General features: G+C 73.7%; 23 protein-coding genes. 15 read left to right on the top strand and 8 right to left on the bottom strand.

Annotation, left to right across the window (positions count from 1 at the left end; genetic code table 11):
- Positions 1 to 133: 133 nt before the first annotated feature.
- From CKY47_RS25500 to CKY47_RS25475, 6 genes are all read left to right on the top strand, one after another.
- Entirely contained in the window at positions 134 to 1270 is a 1137-nt protein-coding gene (locus CKY47_RS25500) for a BMP family lipoprotein (RefSeq protein ID WP_306748679.1), read from the top strand.
- A 140-nt stretch (positions 1271 to 1410) separates the two neighbouring features.
- A complete protein-coding gene (locus CKY47_RS25495) occupies positions 1411 to 2970 on the top strand; it encodes an ABC transporter ATP-binding protein (RefSeq protein ID WP_306748677.1) in 1560 nt (519 codons plus the stop codon).
- Positions 2970 to 4040, top strand: a complete 1071-nt coding sequence (locus tag CKY47_RS25490) for an ABC transporter permease (protein ID WP_306748675.1) — start codon at positions 2970 to 2972, stop codon at positions 4038 to 4040. Before CKY47_RS25495 ends, CKY47_RS25490 begins: the two co-directional genes overlap by 1 nt.
- A complete protein-coding gene (locus tag CKY47_RS25485) occupies positions 4037 to 5302 on the top strand; it encodes an ABC transporter permease (protein ID WP_306748673.1) in 1266 nt (421 codons plus the stop codon). The genes CKY47_RS25490 and CKY47_RS25485 overlap by 4 nt, the downstream gene beginning before the upstream one ends.
- Complete coding sequence (locus CKY47_RS25480; protein ID WP_306748671.1) at positions 5295 to 5684, top strand: cytidine deaminase; 390 nt, start codon at positions 5295 to 5297, stop codon at positions 5682 to 5684. The genes CKY47_RS25485 and CKY47_RS25480 overlap by 8 nt, the downstream gene beginning before the upstream one ends.
- Positions 5681 to 6955: a thymidine phosphorylase gene (locus CKY47_RS25475; protein WP_306748670.1), complete on the top strand. Its 1275-nt coding sequence runs from the start codon at positions 5681 to 5683 to the stop codon at positions 6953 to 6955. The genes CKY47_RS25480 and CKY47_RS25475 overlap by 4 nt, the downstream gene beginning before the upstream one ends.
- Positions 6956 to 7087: 132 nt before the next feature.
- Here the strand turns inward: CKY47_RS25475 and CKY47_RS25470 are convergent, their stop codons facing one another.
- Complete coding sequence (locus CKY47_RS25470; RefSeq protein ID WP_306748669.1) at positions 7088 to 8287, bottom strand: coiled-coil domain-containing protein; 1200 nt, start codon at positions 8285 to 8287, stop codon at positions 7088 to 7090.
- Positions 8288 to 8696: 409 nt separating this feature from the next.
- Between CKY47_RS25470 and CKY47_RS25465 the strand changes: the two genes are divergently transcribed.
- The gene (locus tag CKY47_RS25465) at positions 8697 to 9761 is read left to right on the top strand and encodes an adenosine deaminase (protein WP_306748668.1); all 1065 of its coding nucleotides are present in this window, start codon (positions 8697 to 8699) and stop codon (positions 9759 to 9761) included.
- Positions 9762 to 9815: 54 nt separating this feature from the next.
- On the opposite strand, the gene CKY47_RS25460 is transcribed toward CKY47_RS25465, so the two are convergent.
- From CKY47_RS25460 to CKY47_RS25440, 5 genes are all read right to left on the bottom strand, one after another.
- Positions 9816 to 11024 carry a SatS C-terminal domain-containing protein gene (locus CKY47_RS25460; RefSeq protein WP_306748667.1) on the bottom strand — a complete coding sequence of 403 codons (1209 nt, stop codon included), beginning with the start codon at positions 11022 to 11024 and terminating at the stop codon, positions 9816 to 9818.
- A gap of 64 nt (positions 11025 to 11088) precedes the next feature.
- Entirely contained in the window at positions 11089 to 11598 is a 510-nt protein-coding gene (locus CKY47_RS25455) for a YbaB/EbfC family nucleoid-associated protein (protein ID WP_306748665.1), read from the bottom strand.
- Positions 11595 to 11951, bottom strand: a complete 357-nt coding sequence (locus CKY47_RS25450; protein ID WP_306748663.1) for a YbaB/EbfC family nucleoid-associated protein — start codon at positions 11949 to 11951, stop codon at positions 11595 to 11597. The genes CKY47_RS25455 and CKY47_RS25450 overlap by 4 nt, the downstream gene beginning before the upstream one ends.
- A gap of 4 nt (positions 11952 to 11955) precedes the next feature.
- The gene (locus CKY47_RS25445; protein ID WP_306748662.1) at positions 11956 to 13119 is read right to left on the bottom strand and encodes a bifunctional WXG100 family type VII secretion target/C40 family peptidase; all 1164 of its coding nucleotides are present in this window, start codon (positions 13117 to 13119) and stop codon (positions 11956 to 11958) included.
- A 1-nt stretch (position 13120) separates the two neighbouring features.
- Positions 13121 to 13444, bottom strand: a complete 324-nt coding sequence (locus CKY47_RS25440; protein WP_306748661.1) for a hypothetical protein — start codon at positions 13442 to 13444, stop codon at positions 13121 to 13123.
- A 167-nt stretch (positions 13445 to 13611) separates the two neighbouring features.
- Here CKY47_RS25440 and CKY47_RS25435 point away from each other — a divergent pair, with 167 nt between their 5' ends.
- The 8 genes from CKY47_RS25435 to CKY47_RS25400 all read left to right on the top strand — a co-directional run bounded on the left by CKY47_RS25435 (position 13612) and on the right by CKY47_RS25400 (position 19329).
- Entirely contained in the window at positions 13612 to 14169 is a 558-nt protein-coding gene (locus CKY47_RS25435; RefSeq protein WP_306748660.1) for an SMI1/KNR4 family protein, read from the top strand.
- A gap of 64 nt (positions 14170 to 14233) precedes the next feature.
- The gene (locus CKY47_RS25430; protein WP_306748658.1) at positions 14234 to 14620 is read left to right on the top strand and encodes a Panacea domain-containing protein; all 387 of its coding nucleotides are present in this window, start codon (positions 14234 to 14236) and stop codon (positions 14618 to 14620) included.
- A gap of 279 nt (positions 14621 to 14899) precedes the next feature.
- Entirely contained in the window at positions 14900 to 15244 is a 345-nt protein-coding gene (locus CKY47_RS25425) for a hypothetical protein (protein ID WP_306748656.1), read from the top strand.
- A gap of 78 nt (positions 15245 to 15322) precedes the next feature.
- On the top strand, positions 15323 to 15835 hold the full coding sequence (locus CKY47_RS25420) for an RNA polymerase sigma factor (protein ID WP_306748655.1): 513 nt from the start codon (positions 15323 to 15325) through the stop codon (positions 15833 to 15835).
- Complete coding sequence (locus CKY47_RS25415) at positions 15832 to 16638, top strand: cupin domain-containing protein (RefSeq protein ID WP_306748654.1); 807 nt, start codon at positions 15832 to 15834, stop codon at positions 16636 to 16638. Before CKY47_RS25420 ends, CKY47_RS25415 begins: the two co-directional genes overlap by 4 nt.
- Before the next feature lie 14 nt (positions 16639 to 16652).
- A complete protein-coding gene (locus tag CKY47_RS25410; protein WP_306748652.1) occupies positions 16653 to 17438 on the top strand; it encodes an ABC transporter ATP-binding protein in 786 nt (261 codons plus the stop codon).
- Complete coding sequence (locus CKY47_RS25405) at positions 17435 to 18784, top strand: hypothetical protein (protein WP_306748651.1); 1350 nt, start codon at positions 17435 to 17437, stop codon at positions 18782 to 18784. The genes CKY47_RS25410 and CKY47_RS25405 overlap by 4 nt, the downstream gene beginning before the upstream one ends.
- Positions 18784 to 19329 carry a hypothetical protein gene (locus CKY47_RS25400; RefSeq protein WP_306748648.1) on the top strand — a complete coding sequence of 182 codons (546 nt, stop codon included), beginning with the start codon at positions 18784 to 18786 and terminating at the stop codon, positions 19327 to 19329. Before CKY47_RS25405 ends, CKY47_RS25400 begins: the two co-directional genes overlap by 1 nt.
- A 45-nt stretch (positions 19330 to 19374) precedes the next feature.
- On the opposite strand, the gene CKY47_RS25395 is transcribed toward CKY47_RS25400, so the two are convergent.
- Both CKY47_RS25395 and CKY47_RS25390 read right to left on the bottom strand, forming a co-directional pair.
- Complete coding sequence (locus tag CKY47_RS25395; RefSeq protein ID WP_306748647.1) at positions 19375 to 20238, bottom strand: aldehyde dehydrogenase family protein; 864 nt, start codon at positions 20236 to 20238, stop codon at positions 19375 to 19377.
- Positions 20231 to 21658, bottom strand: a complete 1428-nt coding sequence (locus CKY47_RS25390; RefSeq protein WP_306748645.1) for an aldehyde dehydrogenase family protein — start codon at positions 21656 to 21658, stop codon at positions 20231 to 20233. Before CKY47_RS25390 ends, CKY47_RS25395 begins: the two co-directional genes overlap by 8 nt.

The following is a 21658-nucleotide window of genomic DNA, read 5'->3' as shown; positions in this document are numbered from 1 at the left end:
ATTAGGTCACGGCGGGCCGGTAGGTGCGCGGGCGTCATTACCACGGGGTACGGTTCGCCACTCGGAACCCGACATGGCCGTCGGGATTGGTCTGCTCACTGAGCAGGGAGGGAGACGAGCTGTGCGTCGTCGTATGCGTGGCCTAGCGGTGGCCGCGGTCGCGTTGACCAGCGTTCTGTCGATGGCCGCGTGCGCCAAGGACACCGGTGGCAACACCGGCGGGTCCGGGTCGACCAACACCGCCGAGGGCTGCAAGCTGGCCGACAAGCCGGCCGCCGCCTCGGCGACCTCCAGCGCGTCCAACGCCGGCGAGAAGATCGACGGCAGCGCCCTGAAGGTGGGTCTGGCCTACGACATCGGCGGCCGGGGCGACGCGTCGTTCAACGACTCCGCCGCGGCGGGCCTGGACAAGGCCAAGGCCGACTACGGCATCAAGCCGGAGAACGTCAAGGAGCTGACCGCCGCCCCGAACGAGGCGGAGGACGCCAAGCAGACCCGGCTGCGCCAGCTCGCCAGTGAGGGCTTCAGCCCGATCATCGGCGTCGGCTTCGCGTACGCCGAGTCGCTGAAGGTCGTGGCGCCGGAGTTCCCGGACGTCAAGTTCGCGATCGTGGACGGCGCCGTCGAGGGCGCGGCCAACGTGACGCCGCTGGTGTTCGCCGAGGAGCAGGGTTCCTTCCTGGCCGGCGTCATCGCCGCCTACCAGTCCAAGTCCTGCCACGTCGGCTTCGTGGGCGGCGTGGAGATCCCGCTGATCCAGAAGTTCCAGGCTGGCTTCGAGCAGGGCGCCAAGGCCGCCGCGCCGGACGTCAAGATCGAGGAGAAGTACCTCACCCCCGCCGGTGACTTCACCGGTTTCCAGGACCCGACCAAGGGCCAGGAGGCCGCGACCGGCCAGATCGAGGCCGGCGCCGACGTGCTGTACCACGCGGCCGGCGCGTCCGGCAAGGGCGTGTTCTCCGCCGCCAAGACGGCCAACGTCAAGGCCATCGGCGTCGACTCCGACCAGTACAACCAGACCACCGTCGCGGAGTCCAAGGACGTGATCGTCTCGTCCATGCTCAAGCGCGTCGACGTCGCGGTGTACGACTTCGTGGGCGCGGTCGCCAAGAACGACCTGGCGAGCCTGCCGAAGGTGTTCGACCTGAAGGTCGACGGCGTCGGCTACTCCACCTCCGGCGGCAAGATCGACGCGGCGCTCCAGGAGGTCCTGGAGGGCTACAAGGCCCAGATCATCGAGGGCAAGATCACCGTCAAGTCCACGCCCTGACCCATCGGGCCGGCCCACCGGGCGCCGCCCCGTCGGGCCCCACCCCAATCCGGCCTCCGGCGCACCGGGCCCTGCGAGCACCCTCGCAGGGCTCGGTGCGTGGTTAGCCCCGGCGCAGCCGGAGAACTGACGGAGCTTCCATGAGCACTACCACCCCTGCCGTCGTCCTGTCGGGCATCACCAAGCGCTTCCCCGGTGTCGTCGCCAACAGCGACGTCCACCTGAGCGTGCAGGCCGGCGAGGTGCACGCCCTGTGCGGTGAGAACGGCGCGGGCAAGTCCACCCTGATGAAGATCCTCTACGGGATGCAGCAGCCCGACGAGGGCACCATCGAGGTGGCCGGCAGACAGGTCCGGTTCCGCACCCCGGCCGACGCCATCAAGGCGGGCATCGGCATGGTGCACCAGCACTTCATGCTGGCCGACAACCTGACCGTGCAGGAGAACGTCGTGCTCGGCGCGGAGTCCCTGCACGGCATCGGCGGCAAGGCGCGCAGGCGCATCCAGGAGCTGGCGGAGGCCACCGGCCTGACCGTGGACCCCGGCGTCCTGGTCGAACGGCTCGGCGTGGCCGACCGGCAGCGCGTCGAGATCCTCAAGGTCCTCTACCGGGGCGCCAAGGTGATCATCCTCGACGAGCCGACCGCCGTGCTCGTGCCCCAGGAGGTGGACGAGCTGTTCGCCACCCTGCGCGGCATGCGGGAGCAGGGCTTCACGTTCCTGTTCATCTCGCACAAGCTCGACGAGGTCCGCGCCATCGCCGACTCCGCCACGGTGCTCCGCCGCGGCACGACCGTCGGCACCGTCGACCCGAAGACCGTCAGCTCCCGCCAACTCGCCGAGATGATGGTCGGCAGCGAGCTGCCCAGCCCCGAGACGCGCGAGTCCACCGTGACCGACCGCGTCGTGCTCAAGGTCGAGAACCTCGGCCTGGTCGCCGAGGAGGGCACCCGCCCCGTCCTCGACGGCATCGACCTGGAGGTGCGGGCCGGCGAGGTCGTCGGCATCGCCGGCGTCGAGGGCAACGGGCAGACCGAGCTGGTCGAGACGATCATGGGCATCCGCCGGGCGCACCACGGCCGCGTGCTGCTGAACGACCGCGACCTGACCCGGGCGAGCACCCTCCAGCGCCGCGAGGCCGGCATCGGCTACGTCCCCGAGGACCGCCACCGCCAGGGCCTGCTGCTGGAGCAGCCGCTGTGGGCCAACCGCATCCTCGGCCACCAGACCCGCCGACCCGTCGCCAAGGGCCAGTGGCTCGACCTCGCCGGGGCCAAGGAGGACACCCGGCGGATCGTCGAGGAGTTCGACGTGCGCACGCCCGGCATCGACGTGGCCGCCGCCGCCCTGTCGGGCGGCAACCAGCAGAAGCTCGTGGTGGGCCGCGAGCTGTCCGGCGACCCGGTGCTGCTCATCGCGTCCCACCCGACCCGGGGCGTGGACGTCGGCGCACAGGCCCTGATCTGGGACGAGATCAAGAACGCCCGCGCGCGGGGCCTCGCCGTGCTGCTGATCTCGGCCGACCTGGACGAGCTGATCGGGCTGTCCGACACCATCCGGGTGATGCTGCGCGGCCGGCTCGTGGCCGACGCCGACCCGGCCACGGTGACCCCCGAGGACCTCGGCAGCGCGATGACCGGTGCGGGCACGGGCACGGGCGCCACCGCGGCCCGGCCCGGTGCGGAAGTGGAAGGCGAGTAATGGGAATCTTGCGCGGCAAACTGCTGCCGCCGGTGCTGGCGATCCTGTTCTCCGCCCTGCTGTGCGGCATCGCGCTGGTCGTGTCCGGCGCGAACCCGCTGCGGGCGTTCGGGGTCATGGTGTCGCAGGTCGGCCAGGGCACCACGGCCGTCGACATCGTCAACAGCACCGGGACGTACTACATCGCGGCGCTCGCCGTCGCGATCGGGTTCCAGATGAACCTGTTCAACATCGGCGTCGAGGGCCAGTACCGCGTCGCGGCCGTCGTCGCCGCGGTCGTCGGCGGCTCGATCGCGCTGCCGCCCGGCATCCACGCCCTGGTGATCATCCTGACCGCCGCCGTCGCCGGCGCCCTGTGGGCCGCCGTCCCGGCGATCCTCAAGGTGACCCGGGGCGTCAACGAGGTCATCTCCACGATCATGATGAACGGCCTCGCGCTGGGCCTCGCGGCCTACCTCATCGGCTCCGACGTGTTCGGCGAGCTGCGCGGCAACAACATCCGCACCCCGGAGATCCCGGAGAGCGGCTGGGTGCCCGGCATCTCCTTCGGCTCGTCCGGCACCGTGTTCGGGCTGGTCTTCCTGGCCGCGGCGCTCGGCATCGGCTACTGGGTGATGATGAACCGCACCCGGTTCGGCTTCGAGCTGCGCGCCTCCGGCCAGTCCTCCACGGCCGCCGCCGCGGGCGGTGTGAACGCCAAGAAGATGGTCCTGATCGCCATGCTGCTCTCCGGCGCGATCGCGGGCCTGGTCTCGATGCCCGAGATCCTCGGCCGCGACCACACGTACAACCTGAACTTCCCCGCCGGCCTGGGCTTCTCGGGCATCGCCATCGCGCTGCTCGGTCGCAACCACCCCGGCGGCATCGCGTTCGGCGCGCTGCTGTGGGCGTTCCTGGACAAGTCCGGCCTGGCCCTGGACAACGTCGGCGTGCCCCGCGAGATCGTGACGATCATGCAGGGCGCGATCGTCCTCTCCGTCGTCGTCGCCTACGAGGTGGTGCGGCGGTTCGAACTGGCCGCGCAGCAGCGCCAGGTCGGCAAGCAGCTCGGAACGGTGGGTGCGGCATGAGTACTTCCCTGATGAACCCCTCCGAGGCGCCCACCACGGTGCCGCCGCCCCGCAAGTCCCGGCGCATCCCCGGCTGGGCGGTCGGCGCGCTCGGCGTGGCCGGGGCCGTGGTGCTCCTCTCGACCACGTCCTACCTGACCGGCGTGCCCCAGCTCACCTCCACCGGCACCATCCAGACCGCCGTCCGCCTCGCGCTCCCGATCCTCCTCGCCGCCCTCGGCGGCCTGTGGGCGGAACGCGCGGGCGTCGTGAACATCGGCCTCGAAGGCATGATGATCATGGGCACCTGGGGCGCCGCGTGGGCGGGCTACCAGTGGGGCCCCTGGGCGGCCCTCGTCTCGGCGGCCGTGTTCGGCGCGCTGGGCGGCCTCCTGCACGCCCTCGCCACGGTCACGTTCGGCGTGAACCACATCGTCTCCGGCGTGGCCATCAACCTCCTGGGCGCGGGCCTCACGAAGTACCTCTCCACGCTGATCTTCTTCCCCCTGTCGAACAACCCGCGCGAGTCCCCGGCGGTGCCCAAGTTCGACACCTACTCGGCGCCGGGCGTCTCCGACTGGCTCGCCGACCTCGAAGCGCAGCAGCGCGTCGGCATCTCCGACGTGGCCGGGATCGTCCGCGGCCTGATCACCGGCGTCTCGCCGCTGACCATGCTCGCCATCGCCCTGGTCGTCGGCAGCTACCTGCTGCTGTGGAAGACCCGCTTCGGCCTCCGCCTGCGCTCGTGCGGCGAGAACCCGGTCGCCGCCGAGTCCCTGGGCGTCAACGTCTACCTGCACAAGTACGTCGCCGTCATCGCCTCCGGCGCCCTCGCGGGCATCGGCGGCGCGGCCCTCGTCCTCAACCCGGGCCAACCGGGCTACCTGGAGGGGCAGACCAACGGCCGCGGCTTCATCGGCCTCGCCGCGCTGATCTTCGGCAACTGGCGGCCCGGCGGCCTCCTCGGCGGCGCGGCCCTGTTCGGCTACGCCGACGGCCTCCAGCTCCGCTCCGGCGGCAAGACGTTCCTCGCCCTCATCTACGGCGCGGTCCTGCTGCTCGCGGCCATCGTCGTCTGGCAGCTCGTCCGCCGCCGCTGGTTCGCCGCCGCCGCGGGCATCGTCGCCGCGGGCGCCCTCTACGCCGTGTACTACACCGTCGACGAGGTGCCGTCCGAGCTGACCACCTACGCCCCGCACGTGGTCACCCTGGTCGTCCTGGCGGCGGCGTCCCAACGCCTGCGGATGCCCGCGGCCGACGGCGTGGTGTACCGCCGTGGGTGACGTCGACTGGGAGGCGCTCCGCGCCAAGGCGGTCGAGGCCGCCCAAGCCGCCTACTGCCCCTACTCGAACCTCCAGGTGGGCGCCGCGGCCGTCTGCGACGACGGCCGCGTCATCACCGGCTGCAACGTGGAGAACGCCGCCTACGGCGTCGGGCTCTGCGCCGAGTGCACCCTCGCGGGCCAGCTCTTCCTCACCGGCGGCGGCAAGCTGGTCGCCCTGGCGTGCCGCAGCGGAGAGGGCGACCTGCTCATGCCCTGCGGCCGGTGCCGCCAGGTGATCTACGAGCTGGGCGGCCCCACCTGCCTGATCGACACCCCGTCCGGCGTCAAGCCGATGACCGAGGTCCTGCCCGACGCCTTCGGACCCGGAGACCTGCCGTGAACCACACCGCCGTGGACGTCATCAGGGCCAAGCGCGACGGCGGGGCCCTCTCCGACGAGCAGATCGACTGGGTGGTCGACGCCTACACCGAGGGCCTCGTGGCGGACGAGCAGATGTCCGCCCTGGCCATGGCCATCCTGCTGAACGGCATGACCGCGCGGGAAACCGCGCGCTGGACCCGCGCGATGGTGGACTCGGGCGAACGGCTGCACCTGGACGTCGGCCGCCCCACCGTCGACAAGCACTCCACCGGCGGCGTGGGCGACAAGATCACCCTGCCCCTGGCCCCGCTGGTGGCGGCCTGCGGCGCGGCGGTGCCCCAGCTCTCCGGGCGGGGCCTGGGCCACACCGGCGGCACGCTGGACAAGCTGGAGTCCATCCCCGGCTGGCGGGCGCAGCTGTCCGTGGACGAGGTCCGGGCGCAGCTCCGCTCGGTGGGGGCCGTCATCTGCGCGACGACCGAGGGCCTGGCCCCGGCGGACCGGAAGCTCTACGCCCTCCGCGACGTGACCGGCACCGTCGAGGCGATCCCCCTGATCGCCTCCTCCATCATGTCGAAGAAGATCGCGGAAGGCGCCGAGGCGCTGGTCCTGGACGTCAAGGTCGGCTCGGGCGCGTTCATGAAGTCCGAGGAGCGGGCCCGTGCCCTGGCGGCGGCCCTGGTCTCCATCGGCGTGGACCACGGCCTGGCCGTCTCCGCCCTGCTGACCGACATGTCCACCCCCCTCGGCAGGGCGGTCGGCAACGCGGTGGAGGTGGAGGAGTCCGTGGACGTCCTCAAGGGCGGGGGTCCGCAGGACGTGATCGACCTGACGGTCGCCCTCGCCCGGGAGATGCTGGCGCGAGCGGGCATCACCGCCGACCCGGCAGCCGTCCTGGCCTCGGGCGAGGCGTACGAGACCTGGGCGCGCATGATCCGCGCGCAGGGCGGCGACCCGGAGGCCGCACTGCCCCGCGGCGGGCACCGGCACGTGGTGACCGCCCCCGCCGACGGCTACCTGACCAGGCAGGACGCCTACGCGATCGGCGTGGCGGCGTGGCGCCTGGGCGCGGGCCGGGCCCGCAAGGAGGACCCGGTGCAGGCGGGCGCGGGCATCCTCTGCCTGGCCAAACCGGGCGAGCGGCTCGCCGAGGGCCAGCCCTTCCTCGAGCTGTACACCGACACCCCCGAGGCCATCCCGGCAGCCCTGGCCACGCTCGCGGACGCCCACGGGATCGGCGACGAACCGCCGCGCCCGACCCCGCTGGTCATCGACACCATCAGGGGCTGAGCACAGCTCGCGATCCCGGCCCCCGCGCGGGGGCCGGGATCGTCGGACCCCCGGGCACGACGAAGCAGGGGCCCCCGTGGCGGGGACCCCTGCGAGGCGCGATCCGCCGATGGTCAGCCGACCTGCCGACCGTCAGGCGCCCTCGGCCGTGAGGTCGTCGTCGTCCCGCACGTCGGACTTGGGCCCGTTCTTCCGGGTCCGCCGCTGCGGCCGGGGCAGCGCGGTGGGGGGCGGCGGCGGGGTGGGCGAACCGCCACCCAGGATCAGCTCCGCGAACGTGGCCATGGCCTCGTCCAGCTGACCGCCGATCCGCAGCTCCGACTCCTGGTTGCTCCGCCGCACCAGCGACGCCAGAGAGTCGGCGTCGGGCCGCGAGGACAGCGTGCCCTCGACCTTGGCGATGCCCTGCTCCACGACGCCGGACAGCTCGCCCAACCGCGCCGCGAAGTCGTCCTCCACGGAGTCGAGCCGCGTGGTCATGGTGTCCAACCGCGAGGTGACCTGCTCCAGGCGCTGCGCCAGCGCCTCCAGCCGGTCCGTCGCGTCGACCTGGTCGCGCGTCTCGTCCAGGGCCGCGTGCAGCGCCTCGCGCGCCTCGTCGAGCTTGCCGGTCACGGTGCTCCGCGTGTCGGCCAGCGACGAGTGCAGCGAGTCGCGCGTCTCGGTGAGCGAGGAGTGCAGCCCGTCCCGGGTGCTGTTGATGTTGTCGCGCGTCTCGTCGATGCGGCCGTGGAGCGCGTTCGTCGAGTCGGTGAGCGACCGCTGGAGCGCCTCGCGGGTGCCGTCGAGGTGCTCGTGCACGCCCTCGTCGACCTCGTCCAGGCGACCGCGCAGCGCGACCTCCAGGGCCTCGATGCGCTCGCGCAGCGGCGCGACGATCGCGTTCGGGAGCTGGTCGACCTTGGTGTCCTGCTTGTCCAGGTGCAGGTCGAGGTCGTCGATCCGCTTGTGGATGTGGGAGAGCTTGTCCTCCAGGCCGTCCATGCGGCCCGCGACGCCCTCGAACCGACCGGCCACCCCGTCCAGTCGGCCGTCGAGCTGCGCGAACGGCTTGGCCAGCTTGTCGACCAGGCCGTCGACGGCACGACCGATGCCCTGGACGGCGTTGTCCTGCGCCTCCAACCTGGCGAGCGCCTCGTCCAGCCGCTCGGCCAGCACGCTGATCTCGGTCCGGTCGGGCAGCTCGGACAGGCGCTTGCGAACGGAACCCAGCGACTCGAGCGGGGACATCCGTGCGTGGATCTCGTCCAGTGCGTCGAAGATCTGCTGCTGCTCGCTCTCACGGATCTCCGCGGCGCGCGTGAGCATGTTGCGCATCCGATCGAAGGACATCGTGGAGTTGTTGTTCTCGTTCACGGCTCGGGTGCCTTCGTCCAGGGGAGGGGAGACCTCCGGGAGCCTAACCAGGTTGGGGCTCGAAGCTGTACCAGCCCCCGACGGGGACCGCCCGCCTCGACCTTCCGTGTAGTCCGTTCGAGTTACCGAGGTCGACCCTACCCGAAAGTAACCTCAGGACCGGGTCTGACTGCGTCGCGTGAGCATCCGCCGTGCGAGTGACTAAAGCCGAGGTGGAGGTAGCGGAAAGTTCTGCATCACGACTGCACAACAACCAAACGAACCTGATCTAGTGGTTCTGCACACACACCCGTCCGAGTTAAGGACGTGATCATACCGGAACAAGATCATCGAACGCGGCAAGCGGGACGACGTGTCGCGCGACCCACCCGTATACGGTGACGCCATGCCGACCCCGCTTACCCAGGAGGCCCTCCGCAGCGCGCCGAAGGTGCTGCTGCACGACCACCTCGACGGTGGCCTCCGACCCCAGACGGTGATCGAACTCGCCGACGCCTGCGGCCACCAGGGCCTGCCCACGACCGACCCGGCCACGCTGGGCGAGTGGTTCCGCGACAACGCCAACTCCGGCTCGCTGGTCCGCTACCTGGAGGGCTTCGCCCACACCTGCGGGGTCATGCAGGACGAGGAGGCGCTGGTCCGCGTCGCCTCGGAGGCCGTGCAGGACCTCGCCGCCGACGGTGTCGTCTACGCCGAGATCCGGTACGCGCCCGAGCTGTTCACCGACAAGGGCCTCTCCCTCGAACAGGCCGTCGAGGCGGTCCAGGAGGGCTTCCGCAAGGGCGAGGAGGCCGCCGGCCGCACGATCCGCGTCGGCACCCTGCTCTGCGCGATGCGCCAGAACGACGGGTGGCAGCGCATCGCCGACCTGGTCGTCCGCTACCGGGACGCGGGGGTCGTCGGCTTCGACATCGCGGGCCCCGAGGCCGGGTTCCCGCCGAGCCGCGAGCTGTCCGCCTTCGAGTACCTGCGGCAGCAGAGCGCGCACTTCACCATCCACGCCGCCGAGGCCGCGGGCGTCGAGTCGGCCTGGGAGGCCGTGCAGCTCGCGGGCGCCGAACGGCTCGGGCACGGCGTGCGCCTGGCCGAGGACATCCGGGGCGACGAGGTCGGCCCGCTGGCCGCCTACGTGCGGGACCGGCGCATCGCGCTGGAGATGTGCCCCACGTCGAACGTGCACACCGGCGCCGTGGCGTCCCTCGCCGAGCACCCGATCAAGCGGATGCACGAACTCGGCTTCCGGGTCACCGTGAACACCGACAACCGCCTGATGAGCCAGGTGTCGCTGAGCGGCGAGCTCGCCACCGCGGCCGAGCACTTCGGCTTCGGCTGGGAGGACCTGCGCGCGTTCACCACGAACGCCGCGAAGGCCGCGTTCATCACGCACGAGGAGCGCGGGGCGCTGATCCGGAACGTGATCAACCCGGCGTTCGACGAACTGGGCGGGTGAGCGAAGGGGGCGGCCCCGCGAGGCCGCCCCCTCCCCACCGCCTGGTGGAACCGCCTAGTGGACCTTCAACCGGTCCTCGAACTGCGCCACGAGCGTGCGCCACGCCGTCACCTCGTCGTCGAACGGCGCACTGGGCGCCAGCCGCGTCGGGTCGGGCTTGAGCACGTAGTTGACCAGCCACCCCAGCCGCTCGGACCCGTTGAGCGCCACCTTCACGGTGTCGTCGTGGGCCCACTCGCCGGCGTCCTCCAACAGCTCCACGACCAGGTCGAGCTGCGTCGGGTCCACCGCGTCCGGGCCGTCGGCGATGTCCTCGTCCAGACCGGTGAGCACGTAGACGTTGTCCGGGTCGACCTCGACGTCCAGGTCGCCGCCCGTCGCCTTGGTGACCAGCTCGCCCCAGGTCGACACCTCGTTCATGTCGTTGTCGTCGGCCTCGACGATGAACCGGGCCAGCGCGCGCGGCGAGCCGAACACGTCGATCTTGCCCTTGCGGCCCAGGAACACCGGCTGGTCGTCCAGGTAGCAGCGCAGCGTGTAGTACTCGCCCGCGCCGGTGATGATCTTGATCGGGTCGATGCCGACCTCGCCCCAGAAGCCGACCGGCTCCTCGTCGGAGTCCTCGTCGTCCTCGTCCGACCCGACGGCGGCGGCGTTGGCCTCCTCGAACGCGGCCAACTCCTCCCGCGTGGTCCTCAGCGTCGTCTCGTCCACGTCGGGCGTCGTCACGACCTCGTCGATCGCGTCGAGCACCTCGTCCCACTTGTCGGAGACGACCTGGGCGATCTCGGTCCACAGCGCCTGGCCCTCGCGACCGGTGAACGGCAACGTGCCCTGCGGCAGCAGCGAGAAGCCCTCCGCCGAGTCCAGGATCTCGTGCACCTTCTCCAGGTCGCACACGTCCGCCAGCGAGCGCACGATCGAGATCACGTCGGCCAGCTCGCCGATGACCCAGGTGTCGGGCTCCTCGGCGACCAGCTCCGGCACGCCCACCAGGTCGAACTGGTGGTTGTCGTCCGGCGACAGCTCACCGACCGTCAGCGCGGGCACCACGTGCCACGCCGGGTGGTCGACCAGGTCGTGCTCCTCGGCCGTGCGCACGAACGCCGCCAGGTGCGCGGCATCGGGAAAGACGTACAGGTCCTCCTCGTGGCCGAGGAACGCTTCCCACTCCTCGCCCTCTTCCCGCCAGCGGGGAGCCCACAGGGTGACGACATCACCCTGGGTGAGTCCCAGCTCGATCGGGACGATGTCCTGTGCCATCCGACCTCCCGGTCACGCCATGCCCCTTTGCGATGCGGGGCAAGAGTACGGGGTCGATCACCCACTACTGCCGTTGACCACGGAAAGGGTCGGCGAAGTAGTCGTCGTCGTCGACCTCCCCGGGTTCTCCGCGGTGGCGCGCGGGGGGTGAAGGCCGAGGTCGGCGGGAGAACGGGCCCGGCGCGACCGGGCCCGGCGGGACCGGCCCCGAAGCTGCGGGGCCCGAAGCCACGGGAGCCGCGGCGGCGGGCGGACGCGCCGCCCGGGCGAACGGCGGCGGCCCGGCGAACGCCTCCACCGCCATCGCCACGCCGTCACCCAGCGACTTCGCCAGCTCGTCGTAGCTCCGCTGCACCGCCACCCCGGTGGCCAGCGCCGCCGTCTCCACGACCAGCGCGCCCACCGCCTGCGGCCCCCGCGCCAACGCCGCCGGGTGCAGGTCGAGCGCCACCAGTTCGCCGCCGGCCGTCGCCGTCACGCGGGCCAGGCCCGACGGGTGCTCCGCGCTGCCGGTCGTCCGCGCCAGCACGCGGGTCAGGGCCTCGGCGGCGGCGAGCTTCTCCTCCGCGCTCACCGCACACCCCTCGGGAAGCCGAAGTCCTCGTCCGGACCGCGCTCGAACCCGATCTCCGCCAACGCGGCCACCGCCTCCGGCTCGACGACCCGCTCCAACGACCGGTCCGCCGCGTCCCGCGACGCCCGCCGCGACACCCGCAGGATCTCGTCGGCCAGCGCCCTCGGCCCCATGCGCAGCGCCGCCGGCGACACCCGCACCTCGCGCGGCGGTCCTCCCGGGACCGCCACCACGGTGACCGCGCCGTCCGGCGACGACGCCCGGCCGAACACCGGTCCCGTGCGCGCCACGTGCTCGGCGGCCCGCCGCCCCGCCTCCGCGACCCGCCGGGCCGCCCTCTCCACCTCGTCCACGTCGTCAGCCCGTCGGTCGGTAGAAGCCGTAGAAGGACATGCCGCTGTTGCCGGTGCGGATCGCGCCGACCTGCACCGGGTCGCCCGCCTCCACCATCTGCCCGTTGCCGATCACCATGGCCACGTGCCCGTCCCACACCACCAGGTCACCGGGCAGCAGCTGGTCGGCCGGCACGGAGGCGCCCATCGCCTGCGAGGACGCGGGGCGCGGGAGGTCGAACCCGGCGCCCGCGTACGCCCACTGCGTCAGGCCGCTGCAGTCGGTTCCCCGCGGCGGGTTCGCGCCGCCCCACACGTACGGGGTGCCCAGCGCCGACAACGCGTTGCGCACGGCTTGCGCGGCGACCTCGTTGGGCGCTTCGGCGGAGCTGCCGTCCGGCAGGTTGACGCCCACGCCGGTCCCCGGCTGGGGCGGGATGGCCACCGGCAACCGCGGACCGCTGCCGCCGCCACCGCCCGACCCGCCGCCCGACCCACCGCCGCCGCCCGACCCACCGCCGCCGCCGGACCCGCCACCGGTCCCCGACCCGTTCCCGCTCCCGTTGCCGGAGCCGCTCCCGCCGTCGCCGACCGACGACACGGACGTGGTGCCGCCCTCGGCACCCAGCGGAGCCCCGAGCCCGGCGAAGTCCGGCTGCCGGAGCCCCTGGAGCAGGGCGACGACCGCGGTCAGCTCGCCGCGGACCCGCTCCAGCTCCTGCCCGGTCTTCCCCTCGTACTCCCGCGCCTTGGCCGTCACCTCGGCCGCGACCGCGAGCACCGCGCCGATCCCGCCCAGCACCGACGCCGCCGCGGCGGCCGCGAGCCGGGGCCAGGCCCACCCGGTGAACTCGTCGATGAGCCCCCGGATCGCGGTGCGGCCGGACGTCACCGCGTCCACCGCCGTCGTCACCGCCTCCCGGGTGGCCGTCGCGTTGCGCGCCAACGCGCCCACCCCGCCGGAGAACGCCGACACCCGCTCCTGGAACGCGTTCGCCTTCTCGCCGTACCAGGTGGCCAGCGCGGCGTTCGCGGCACCGGTGTGCCTGCCGTCGACCTCGGTCAGCGCCGAGGACGCCCGCCCGAACGCGTCGGCCGCGCCCGACGCGGCGCCGGTGTCGCCCTCCAGCCGGGCGAGGTGGTCCTCCATCGGCCGGACCAGACCCGCGAGGAAACCTGCGACGTCCACGTCAGCCCCGGTACGCCCGGCCGAGGTCGGCGCCCGTCGCCGCTTCCTGCTCCACGTACGCCTCGCCCGACTTCCGCACGGCGTCGGCGAACCCGGTCAACCCGGCGGCCGCCGCGGCGACACCGTCCACTTGGGCCTGCGCGGCCCGCTGGAAGGCGGCGCCCAGGCCGACCTCGTCGCCGATCCTCCCGAAGCTGCCCGCGGCCAACGCCGTCGTGCCCGCCAACGTCGACGTGCCGACCTCGCCGACCTCGCCCGCCAACCCGGCGGCGGCGCCGCCGTACGCCGACAGCGCCGCGGTGTCGACGCCGAAACCCCGTTCCACGCTCACGTCCCCCTCGCGGTGCCTTCCCGAGCCCCCGGTCGCCGGGGTGCCCGTGCGAGCCGATCCTGCCCGATGGCGCGGGCCGACGTGCCGCGTTCCGGCGGATCGTCCCCGATGGGCGGTACCGCGGCGGGGTATCGCGACCTGATCATGTCGGGGTGGGTGTTGTGCGCCATTGGGAACGGATCGTGGCGTGGCTCGACGATCACGCGCCCTCGACCCGAGCGGTGTTCGCGCCCCCCGAGGGCCCCGCCGCCGTCGAGGCGCTGGTGGCCGCCACCGGACTCGACCCGCCCGACGACCTGCGTGCGTGGTGGGCCGTCTGCGGCGGCACCGCCGACCTGGCGTTCGCCGAGGTGCTGCCGCCCTTCTACACCCCGCTCGGCCCGTCGGACTCGCTGCGCTCGTGGCGGCTCAAGGAGCGGTTCTGGCCCGGCGACCCGGCCACGGAGGCGGGCACGCCGACCACCGGGTTCCACCCCCGGTGGCTGCCGATCGCGTTCGACGGCTGCGGTGACGCCCTCGCCGTGGACCTGCGGCCCGGCGTGCTGTCCGGCTGCGTGGTCGAGTGGGACCGCGAGGCGGGGGAGATGCCCAAGCCGCAGTGGACGAGCCTCGACGAGATGCTGGACGGGATCGCCACGGCCCTGGAGCACCGCGGCGCGCTCGGCCACTGCGAACCGCTCGTCACGACCGACGGCCGCCTGGGCTGGCGCACGAACTAGGCCGCCGGCCCTGCCGCGACCGGGTGATCCGGAGGAACGGGTCTTCCCGGCTCACGGCCTGGCGGTGGCATGGCGAACGTCCACGACGTGGCCGCGGCCGTGCTCGACGCCGGTCCGAGTCGCCGGTGAAGCTCCTCCGCACGCCCGGGCGTGGCACCTGGCCGGGCACGACGAGCCGCTGTTCGACGCCCGGATCGAGGCGTGGTGGCGCGGCCCGGTGGTGCCCGGGTCCTACCACCGCCACCAGGGCCGGTCCGAGCCCGCCGCGCCGGCCGAGCGCGAGCGCACCGCGGTGCGCTCGGTGGCCGAGCGGTACGGCCACTTCGGCAGGCGGGAGCTGAGCGACATGGCGCACGCGGAGGAGCCGTGGCGCGTGGCGACCTGCCGGAGTCCGAGCCCGGCAGCGGGTCGCTCGGGCACGACGTGCCGGCCCGGTACTCCCGCCGGCTGACCCGCACCCCCGACGACACCTCGCCCGCGCACGGTTCCCGGACCGGTTCTCGTCCACTTCGCCGAGGTCGACGCGCTGCGCCCGTTCCGGGAGGGCAGCGATCGCGCGCGGCGGGCGTTCTCCGGGCAGCCGGCGCCGGAGGCCGGGTGGCGCGTCGCGGTCGCCCAGCCGGACCCGGTGGCGTTCACGGCCGCCTGCCGCGCGGGCACGACCGGACCCCGGACGCCCTGCGTGGTGTTCGACCAGGTCTGAGGCCCGCCTGACGGGGTACCCGGCGGCATGACCAGCTACGAGTACCGCGCGCCGGTCGGGATGGCCGCGCAGGAGTTCTTCGGGTTCCTCGCGCGCCCCGGCAGCCTGTCCCAGCACCTGCCCGGCCTGTCCGGGACGACCCCGGGCGTCGACCAGGACAGGCGGGTCGTGACGTGGGACGAGAACGGCTACCGAGGCGAGCTGACCGTCGTCGAGGACGGCGCCGGGCAGAGCGAGATCGTGATCGTCGTGGAGACCGAGCAGGGCGGTGACGTGCGCAAGGAGTTGGCGGAGGCGGTCGCCGCGGTGTCCCACCGGGCGACCGCCGAGGCCGAGACCAGCGCCACCGCGGAGGAGAACAGCTGGTATTGATGTGACGCAGATCACGTAAAATCGAGAACCTCGTCCGGGCAGCCGGTCGTCTTGCCGGGTGTGGACGAGGAGAGGTTGGTGCGGGCGGTCGCCGGGGGCGACCGCGCGGCCTTCGAGGAGCTGTACCGGCGGACGTCGCCGTGGCTCGCCGTGCGCCTGCGCCGCCGGTGCTCCGACGAGCAGGTCGTCGCCGAGGTGATGCAGGAGACATACCTGGCGGTGTGGCAGGCGGCGGGCTCGTTCGCGGGCTCGGCGGTGGACGGCACGGCCGTCGGCTGGCTGTGGACGATCGCCGCCCGCCGCCTGGTCGACGCGTTCCGCAGGCGCGCCCGGCAGGACCGGGCGCCCGACACCTCCCCGACCCCCGCCCCCGCCCCCGCCGCCGAGGACGAGGTCCTGGCCGGCGCGCTGGGCGACGAGGTGGGCGGCGCGCTGCGCGACCTCGCCCCCGAACTCAGGCAGGTCCTCCAGGCGATGGTGCTCGACGGGCTGACCGTGCGCGAGACCGCCGTCCTGCTCGGGGTGCCCGAGGGCACCGTCAAGACCCGCGCTCGGCGGGCGCGCACCGCGATGCGGGAGGCACTGTCATGAGGGAGCACGCGCCCGGGAACGACCCCCGGAACGGCGACGGGCACGCGTCCGCCGACCTGATCGCCCGCTACGCCGCGGGCGACGACATGCCCGCCGACCTGCTGTGGGCCGTCGAGGCGCACCTGGAGACCTGCGGGCTGTGCCGGTTGCGGCTGGCCGACGCGGCCCCGCCGCGGGTCACGGCGCTGACCGAGGCCGTGTGGGCGGACCTCGACCCGCCCGGCACGCCCGCGCCGCACCGGCGGCCGCTCGCCCGCTGGGCCCCGCCCGCGCTGGTGCCGTGGTTCGCGATGACCACGTTCGTCGTGCTCCTGGCGCTGCTCGTGGACCTCGTCGCGCCCAGCGGCGTGACGGCGTCGGCGGTGCTGCTGCTCGCGCCGGTCGTGCCGCTGCTCGGCGTCGCCGGGGCCTGGTCGCGCTCCCTCGACCCGGCCTACGAGCTGGTCGTGTCGACGCCGCGCGCCGGTCTGCGACTGCTCCTGCGCCGGACGTTCGCCGTGCTCGTGGTCGTGCTGCCGGTCCTGCTGGCGGCCGGGTGGCTGACCGGCGCGTCCCCGGCCTACTGGCTGCTCCCGTGCCTGGCGGTCACCTCGGTGACGCTCGCGCTCGGCAGCGTCCTCGGCGTGCGCCGGGCCGCGATCACCACCGCGTCGCTGTGGGCGGCGCTGGTGGTCGGCCCGGCGGTGGTGCTCGGCGGTGTGCCCGGCGTGCTCGCACCCGGTGCGGCGCCGCTGTGGGCGGCGGCGCTGACGGGGGGCGCCGCCGCCGTGTTCTTCAGGTCCGCGGCGTACGCGCGATCGTGACGGAGGAGGAAATGGTGCGAGCGGTGGGTGCGGCGGAGGTCGCGCCGACGGGGTACGCCTGGCAGGTCAGGGCGGAGGGCCTGCGCGTGCGCGCGGGCCGGCGGATGGCGGTCGACGGGCTGGACCTGCGGCTGGGCCGCGGCGTGCACGGCCTGCTCGGCCCGAACGGCGCGGGCAAGACGACGCTGATCCGGGCGCTGGCGACCGTGCTGCGGCCCGCGTCGGGGGAGTTGGAGGTGCTCGGCTCGTCGGTGACCGGCCACGTCGACCTGAGGTCGGTGCGGCGGTCCCTGGGGTACCTGCCCCAGGACTTCGGCTACTACAAGCGGTTCACGGTGCGCGAGTTCGTCGAGTACGTGGCCTGGCTCAAGGAGATGCCCAAGCGCGACGTGCCCGGCGCGGTGCAGCGGGCCGTGGAACGGGTCGGGCTCGCCGACCGCGCCGACGACCGGCTCAAGACGCTGTCCGGCGGCATGGTGCGGCGGGCGGGCATCGCGCAGGCGATCGTCAACGACCCCGAGGTGCTGCTGCTGGACGAGCCGACGGCCGGGCTCGACCCGGCGCAGCGCGTCCGGTTCCGCGAGCTGGTGCAGGAACTCGGCGCCGACGCGTGCGTGGTGATCTCCACGCACCTCGTGGAGGACGTCGCGGCGGCGTGCGCGGACGTCGCGCTGGTGTCCGCGGGCAAGGCCGTGTTCCAGGGCACGCCCGACGAGCTGGCCGCCGCGGGCGGACCGGACGACGTCGGCGACAGCCCGCTGGAGCGCGGCTACTCGGCGCTGCTCGGGGGTGCCTGGTGAGGCGGGTCCTCGGGATCGAGCTGCGGCGCGGCTCGGCCCTGCTGCTCGGCGCCGCGGTGGCGCTGCTTGTGGTGGGGCTGCTGGACTGGGCCCCGTCGATCAAGAACAGCACGGCGTGGACGCGCCAGTGGTCGACGATGGCCGAGTGGGCGCGGTTCATGCTCGTCTTCGCCTGGCCGCTCGCGCTCGGCGTGGGCGCGCTCCAGGGCCTGCGGGAGCGGCGGTCGGGCGTCGGGGAGCTGTTCTCGTCCACGCCGCGCCCCCGCGCGCACCGCGTGGCCGGCACGTTCGGCGCGCTCGCCGTCGGCCTCGTCGGCGGCTGCGCGGTGGTGCTGGTGGTGGGCGGCGTGCAGGTCGCGTCGGCCACCGACCACCTGCACTGGCGCTGGGTGCCCGCCGCGCTCGTCGGGGCGCTCGCCCTGGTCGCCGCCGCGTGGCTCGGCTGGGCGCTGGCGCAGCTGGTCGCGTCACCGCTGCTGCCGCCGGTCCTGGCGGTGGGCGCCATGGTGCTGATGGCCTTCGCCCAGGGAGCGGACGCCGGGGAGGCGTTCCGGTGGGCGTTGCTGCTGCCGTTCCTGCCCCAGCCGGAAAGCGCGTTCACGTCCGTCACCGGGACGGTGAGCGCCGTGCAGGCGCTGTGGTGGGCCGCCCTGGCCGCCTCGGCGTTCCTGGTGGTCGGGCTGCCGCGCAGGCGGTGGGCCGCGGTGCTCCCGGTGCTGCTGGCGGGCGCGGTCGCGGTGCCGCTGCTGCCCACCTCGGAGCAGGAGGCCCGACGGGTGGACCCGGTCGCCGCCGAACTGGTGTGCGCCGACGGGCTGTGCCTGACCCGGGCACACGAGGACGAGCGGGCCGCCCTCGCCGGACCGGCTCGCGAGGCGCTGCGGCGGCTGGCGGGGCTGCCGTCCCCGCCCACCTCGGTCCGTGAGGTCGCGGCGCCCGTGCACCAGCGGCAACCGCGCGGGCCGGAGTCGACCGACGCGGTGTGGGTGGCCCTGGACGAGTTCACCTACTTCCGGCGGGACCCCCTGCCGGCGGACCGGCTGGTGCGGCACCTGCTCGCCGGGGCGGGCACCCGCACGTGCCTCGGCGTCCGGCACGAGCAGGAGGACGCGGTGCGCGAGACCGCGGCGCGGGCCGTGATGGGCTCGTGGCCGACCGGGCGGTTGGAGGAGCTGCCCGGCTACCAGGCGGGGGCGGGGGACGAGGCCGACGCGCTGGCCGCGTCCGCCTGGGACGCGCTGCGGGCGCTGCCCGAGGCGGAGCAGGCCGCGCGGGTGCAGGCGGCGCGCGACGCGCAGAGCGCGTGCTCCGGCGACCCCTACGCCGTGCTCACCGGGACGTCGTGATGCGCTGGGCGCTGCTGTACGCCCGGTCGCGGGAGGTGCCGGCGTCCGCCGCGGTCGTCGTGGTGGCGGTGACGCTGCTCGGGCTGCCCGAGGGGGACCTGCGGCTGTCCGCGTTCGCCGCCGCCGTCGGGGTGGCGGCGCTCGCGCTCGGCCTCGGCGCGCACGACGTGGCGCTCGACCGCGGCGCGGCGTTCGGCTGGCCGCCCCGCCGGGCCGCGCACCTGCTGCTCGGCGGCCTGTTCGTCGGCGGCCTGCTGCTCACCGTCGGACCGGACGTCCCCGACCACGCGGTCGTGTGGCGCAACGTCGCCGGCCTGGGCGGCCTGGCCGCGCTCGGCGCGCTGCTGTTCGGCTCGCGCACCGCGTGGGCGCTGCCCGTCACGTGGACCGGCGCCACCCTCGTGGTCCCCTCCGGCGACCTGTGGTTCGAGGAGCTGCTCGGCTGGCCCGTGCAACCCGCCGGCACCACCTCGGCCACCACGACCGCGCTGGTCCTGGGCCTGGCCGGCCTCCTCGCCGGCACCGCCCGGACCACCCGCCGCTGACCCGCCGCGGTCCGACGCCCGGCGTCGGACCGCGGCGGCCCGGGGTCAGGTGCCGGTGGGGTGCCAGACGGTCTTCGTCTCCAGGAACGCCCGCAGGCGGGACAGGTCCGGCTCGCGGGTGAAGTCCTCGGCCGGCCGGGTGCGCGGCACGCGCTTCACCGTGCCCGCCGCCGAGCGCTCCAGGTCGGCGCGGGCCTGCTCCGGCGCGCCGGTCAGGTCGAGCGCGTTCACGTCGGCGTGCGACGCGAGCCACGGCGCGATCTCCGCCGTCCGCCCCGTCAGCACGTTCACCACCCCGCCCGGCACGTCGGACGTCGCCAGCACCTCGGACAGCGTGATCGCGGGCAGCGGCCGGTCCTGCGACGCCACGACCACCGCCGTGTTGCCGGTTGCGATGACCGGCGCGATCACGCTCACCAGGCCCAGCAGCGACGACTCCTGCGGCGCCAGCACGGCGACCACACCCGTCGGCTCCGGCACCGAGAACGAGAAGTACGGCCCCGCCACCGGGTTCGCCGCACCCAGCACCGTGGCGAACTTGTCGGTCCACCCCGCGTACCAGACCCAGCGGTCGACGGCCGCGTCCACCAGCGACTGCGCCTTCTTCAGCGGCACGCCCTCGGACGCGGCGACCTCCGCCGCGAACTGCTCGCGGCGGCCCTCCAGCACCTCGGCCACCCGGTACAGCACCTGCCCGCGGTTGTACGCCGTCGCACCCGACCACCCCGCGAACGCCTTGCGCGCCGCGACCACCGCGTCCCGGGCGTCCTTGCGCGACCCCTGCGCGGCGTTGGCCAGGAACGCGCCCTTGGCGTCCACGACCGGGTAGGAGCGCCCCGACTCCGACCGGGGGAACCCGCCCCCGACGTAGAGCTTGTACGTCTTCGCCACGGCGATGCGGTCAGACATCGAGGTACGCCTCCAGCCCGGTGCGGCCGCCCTCGCGGCCGAAGCCCGACTCCTGGTAGCCGCCGAACGGGGCGGTCGGGTCGAAGCGGTTGAACGTGTTGGCCCACACCACGCCGGCGCGCATCTTCTGCGCCGCCCACAGGATGCGGGAGCCCTTCTCGGTCCAGATGCCCGCGGACAGCCCGTACGGCGTGTTGTTCGCCTTGGCCACCGCCTCGTCCGGCGTGCGGAACGTCAGCACCGACAGCACCGGCCCGAAGATCTCCTCGCGCGCGATCCGCATCGCCTGCGACACGTTGGAGAACACGGTCGGCGCGAAGTAGAAGCCCTTGTCCGGCAGCGGGCACGCCGACGTCCAGCGCTCGGCGCCCTCCTCCTCGCCGGACGCCGCCAGCTCCTGGATCCTCACCAGCTGCTCGCGCGAGTTGATCGCGCCGACGTCGGTGTTCTTGTCCAGCGGGTCGCCGACGCGCAGCGTGGACACGCGCACGCGCAGCTTCTCCAGCAGCTCCTCGGCCACCGACTCCTGCACCAGCAGCCGCGACCCCGCGCAGCACACGTGGCCCTGGTTGAAGAAGATGCCGTTGACGATGCCCTCGACGGCCTGGTCGAGCGGGGCGTCGTCGAACACGATGTTCGCCGCCTTGCCGCCCAGCTCCAGGGTGAGCTTGCGGTTGGTGCCCGCGAGCTGCCGCTGGATGGCCTTGCCGACGTCCGTCGAACCGGTGAACGCGACCTTGTCCACGTCCGGGTGGTTCACGACGGCCGCGCCGACGTCACCCGCGCCGGGCAGGATGTTGACCACGCCGGGCGGCAGGTCGGCCTGCTGGATGATCTCGGCGAGCACCAGCGCGGTCAGCGGCGTCGTCTCGGCGGGCTTGAGCACCACGGTGTTGCCGCAGGCCAGGGCGGGCGCGATCTTCCACGCCGCCATCAGCAGGGGGAAGTTCCACGGGATGACCTGGCCGGCCACGCCCAGCGGCCGCGGGTCCGGCCCGTGGCCCGCGTAGCCGAGCTTGTCCGCCCAGCCCGCGTGGTAGAAGAAGTGCGCGGCGGCCGTGGGCACGTCCACGTCCCGCGACTCCTTGATCGGCTTGCCGTTGTCCAGCGACTCCAGCACGGCCAGCTCGCGACCGCGCTCCTGGACGAGCCGGGCGATGCGGAAGAGGTACTTGGCCCGCTCGGAGCCGGGCATCCTCCCCCACACCCGGTCGTAGGCGCGGCGGGCGGCCTTCACGGCCTTGTCGACGTCCGCGGTGGTGGCCGTGGAGACCTCGGCGAGCACCTCCTCGGTGCCCGGGTTGATCGTCTTGAGCGGTTCGCCGCCGCCCTCGACGAACTGGCCGTCGACGAACATCCGGTAGGTCGGCTTGAGGTTCGCGATGTCCCGCGACTCGGGCGCGGGCGCGTATTCCCACAT

Origin of the sequence: Saccharothrix longispora (genome assembly GCF_030852425.1) — a bacterium.
Taxonomy (GTDB): domain Bacteria; phylum Actinomycetota; class Actinomycetes; order Mycobacteriales; family Pseudonocardiaceae; genus Actinosynnema; species Actinosynnema longispora.
The sequence above is the reverse complement of the archived record's forward strand: the minus strand, read 5'-3'. Positions and strand labels throughout refer to the sequence as shown.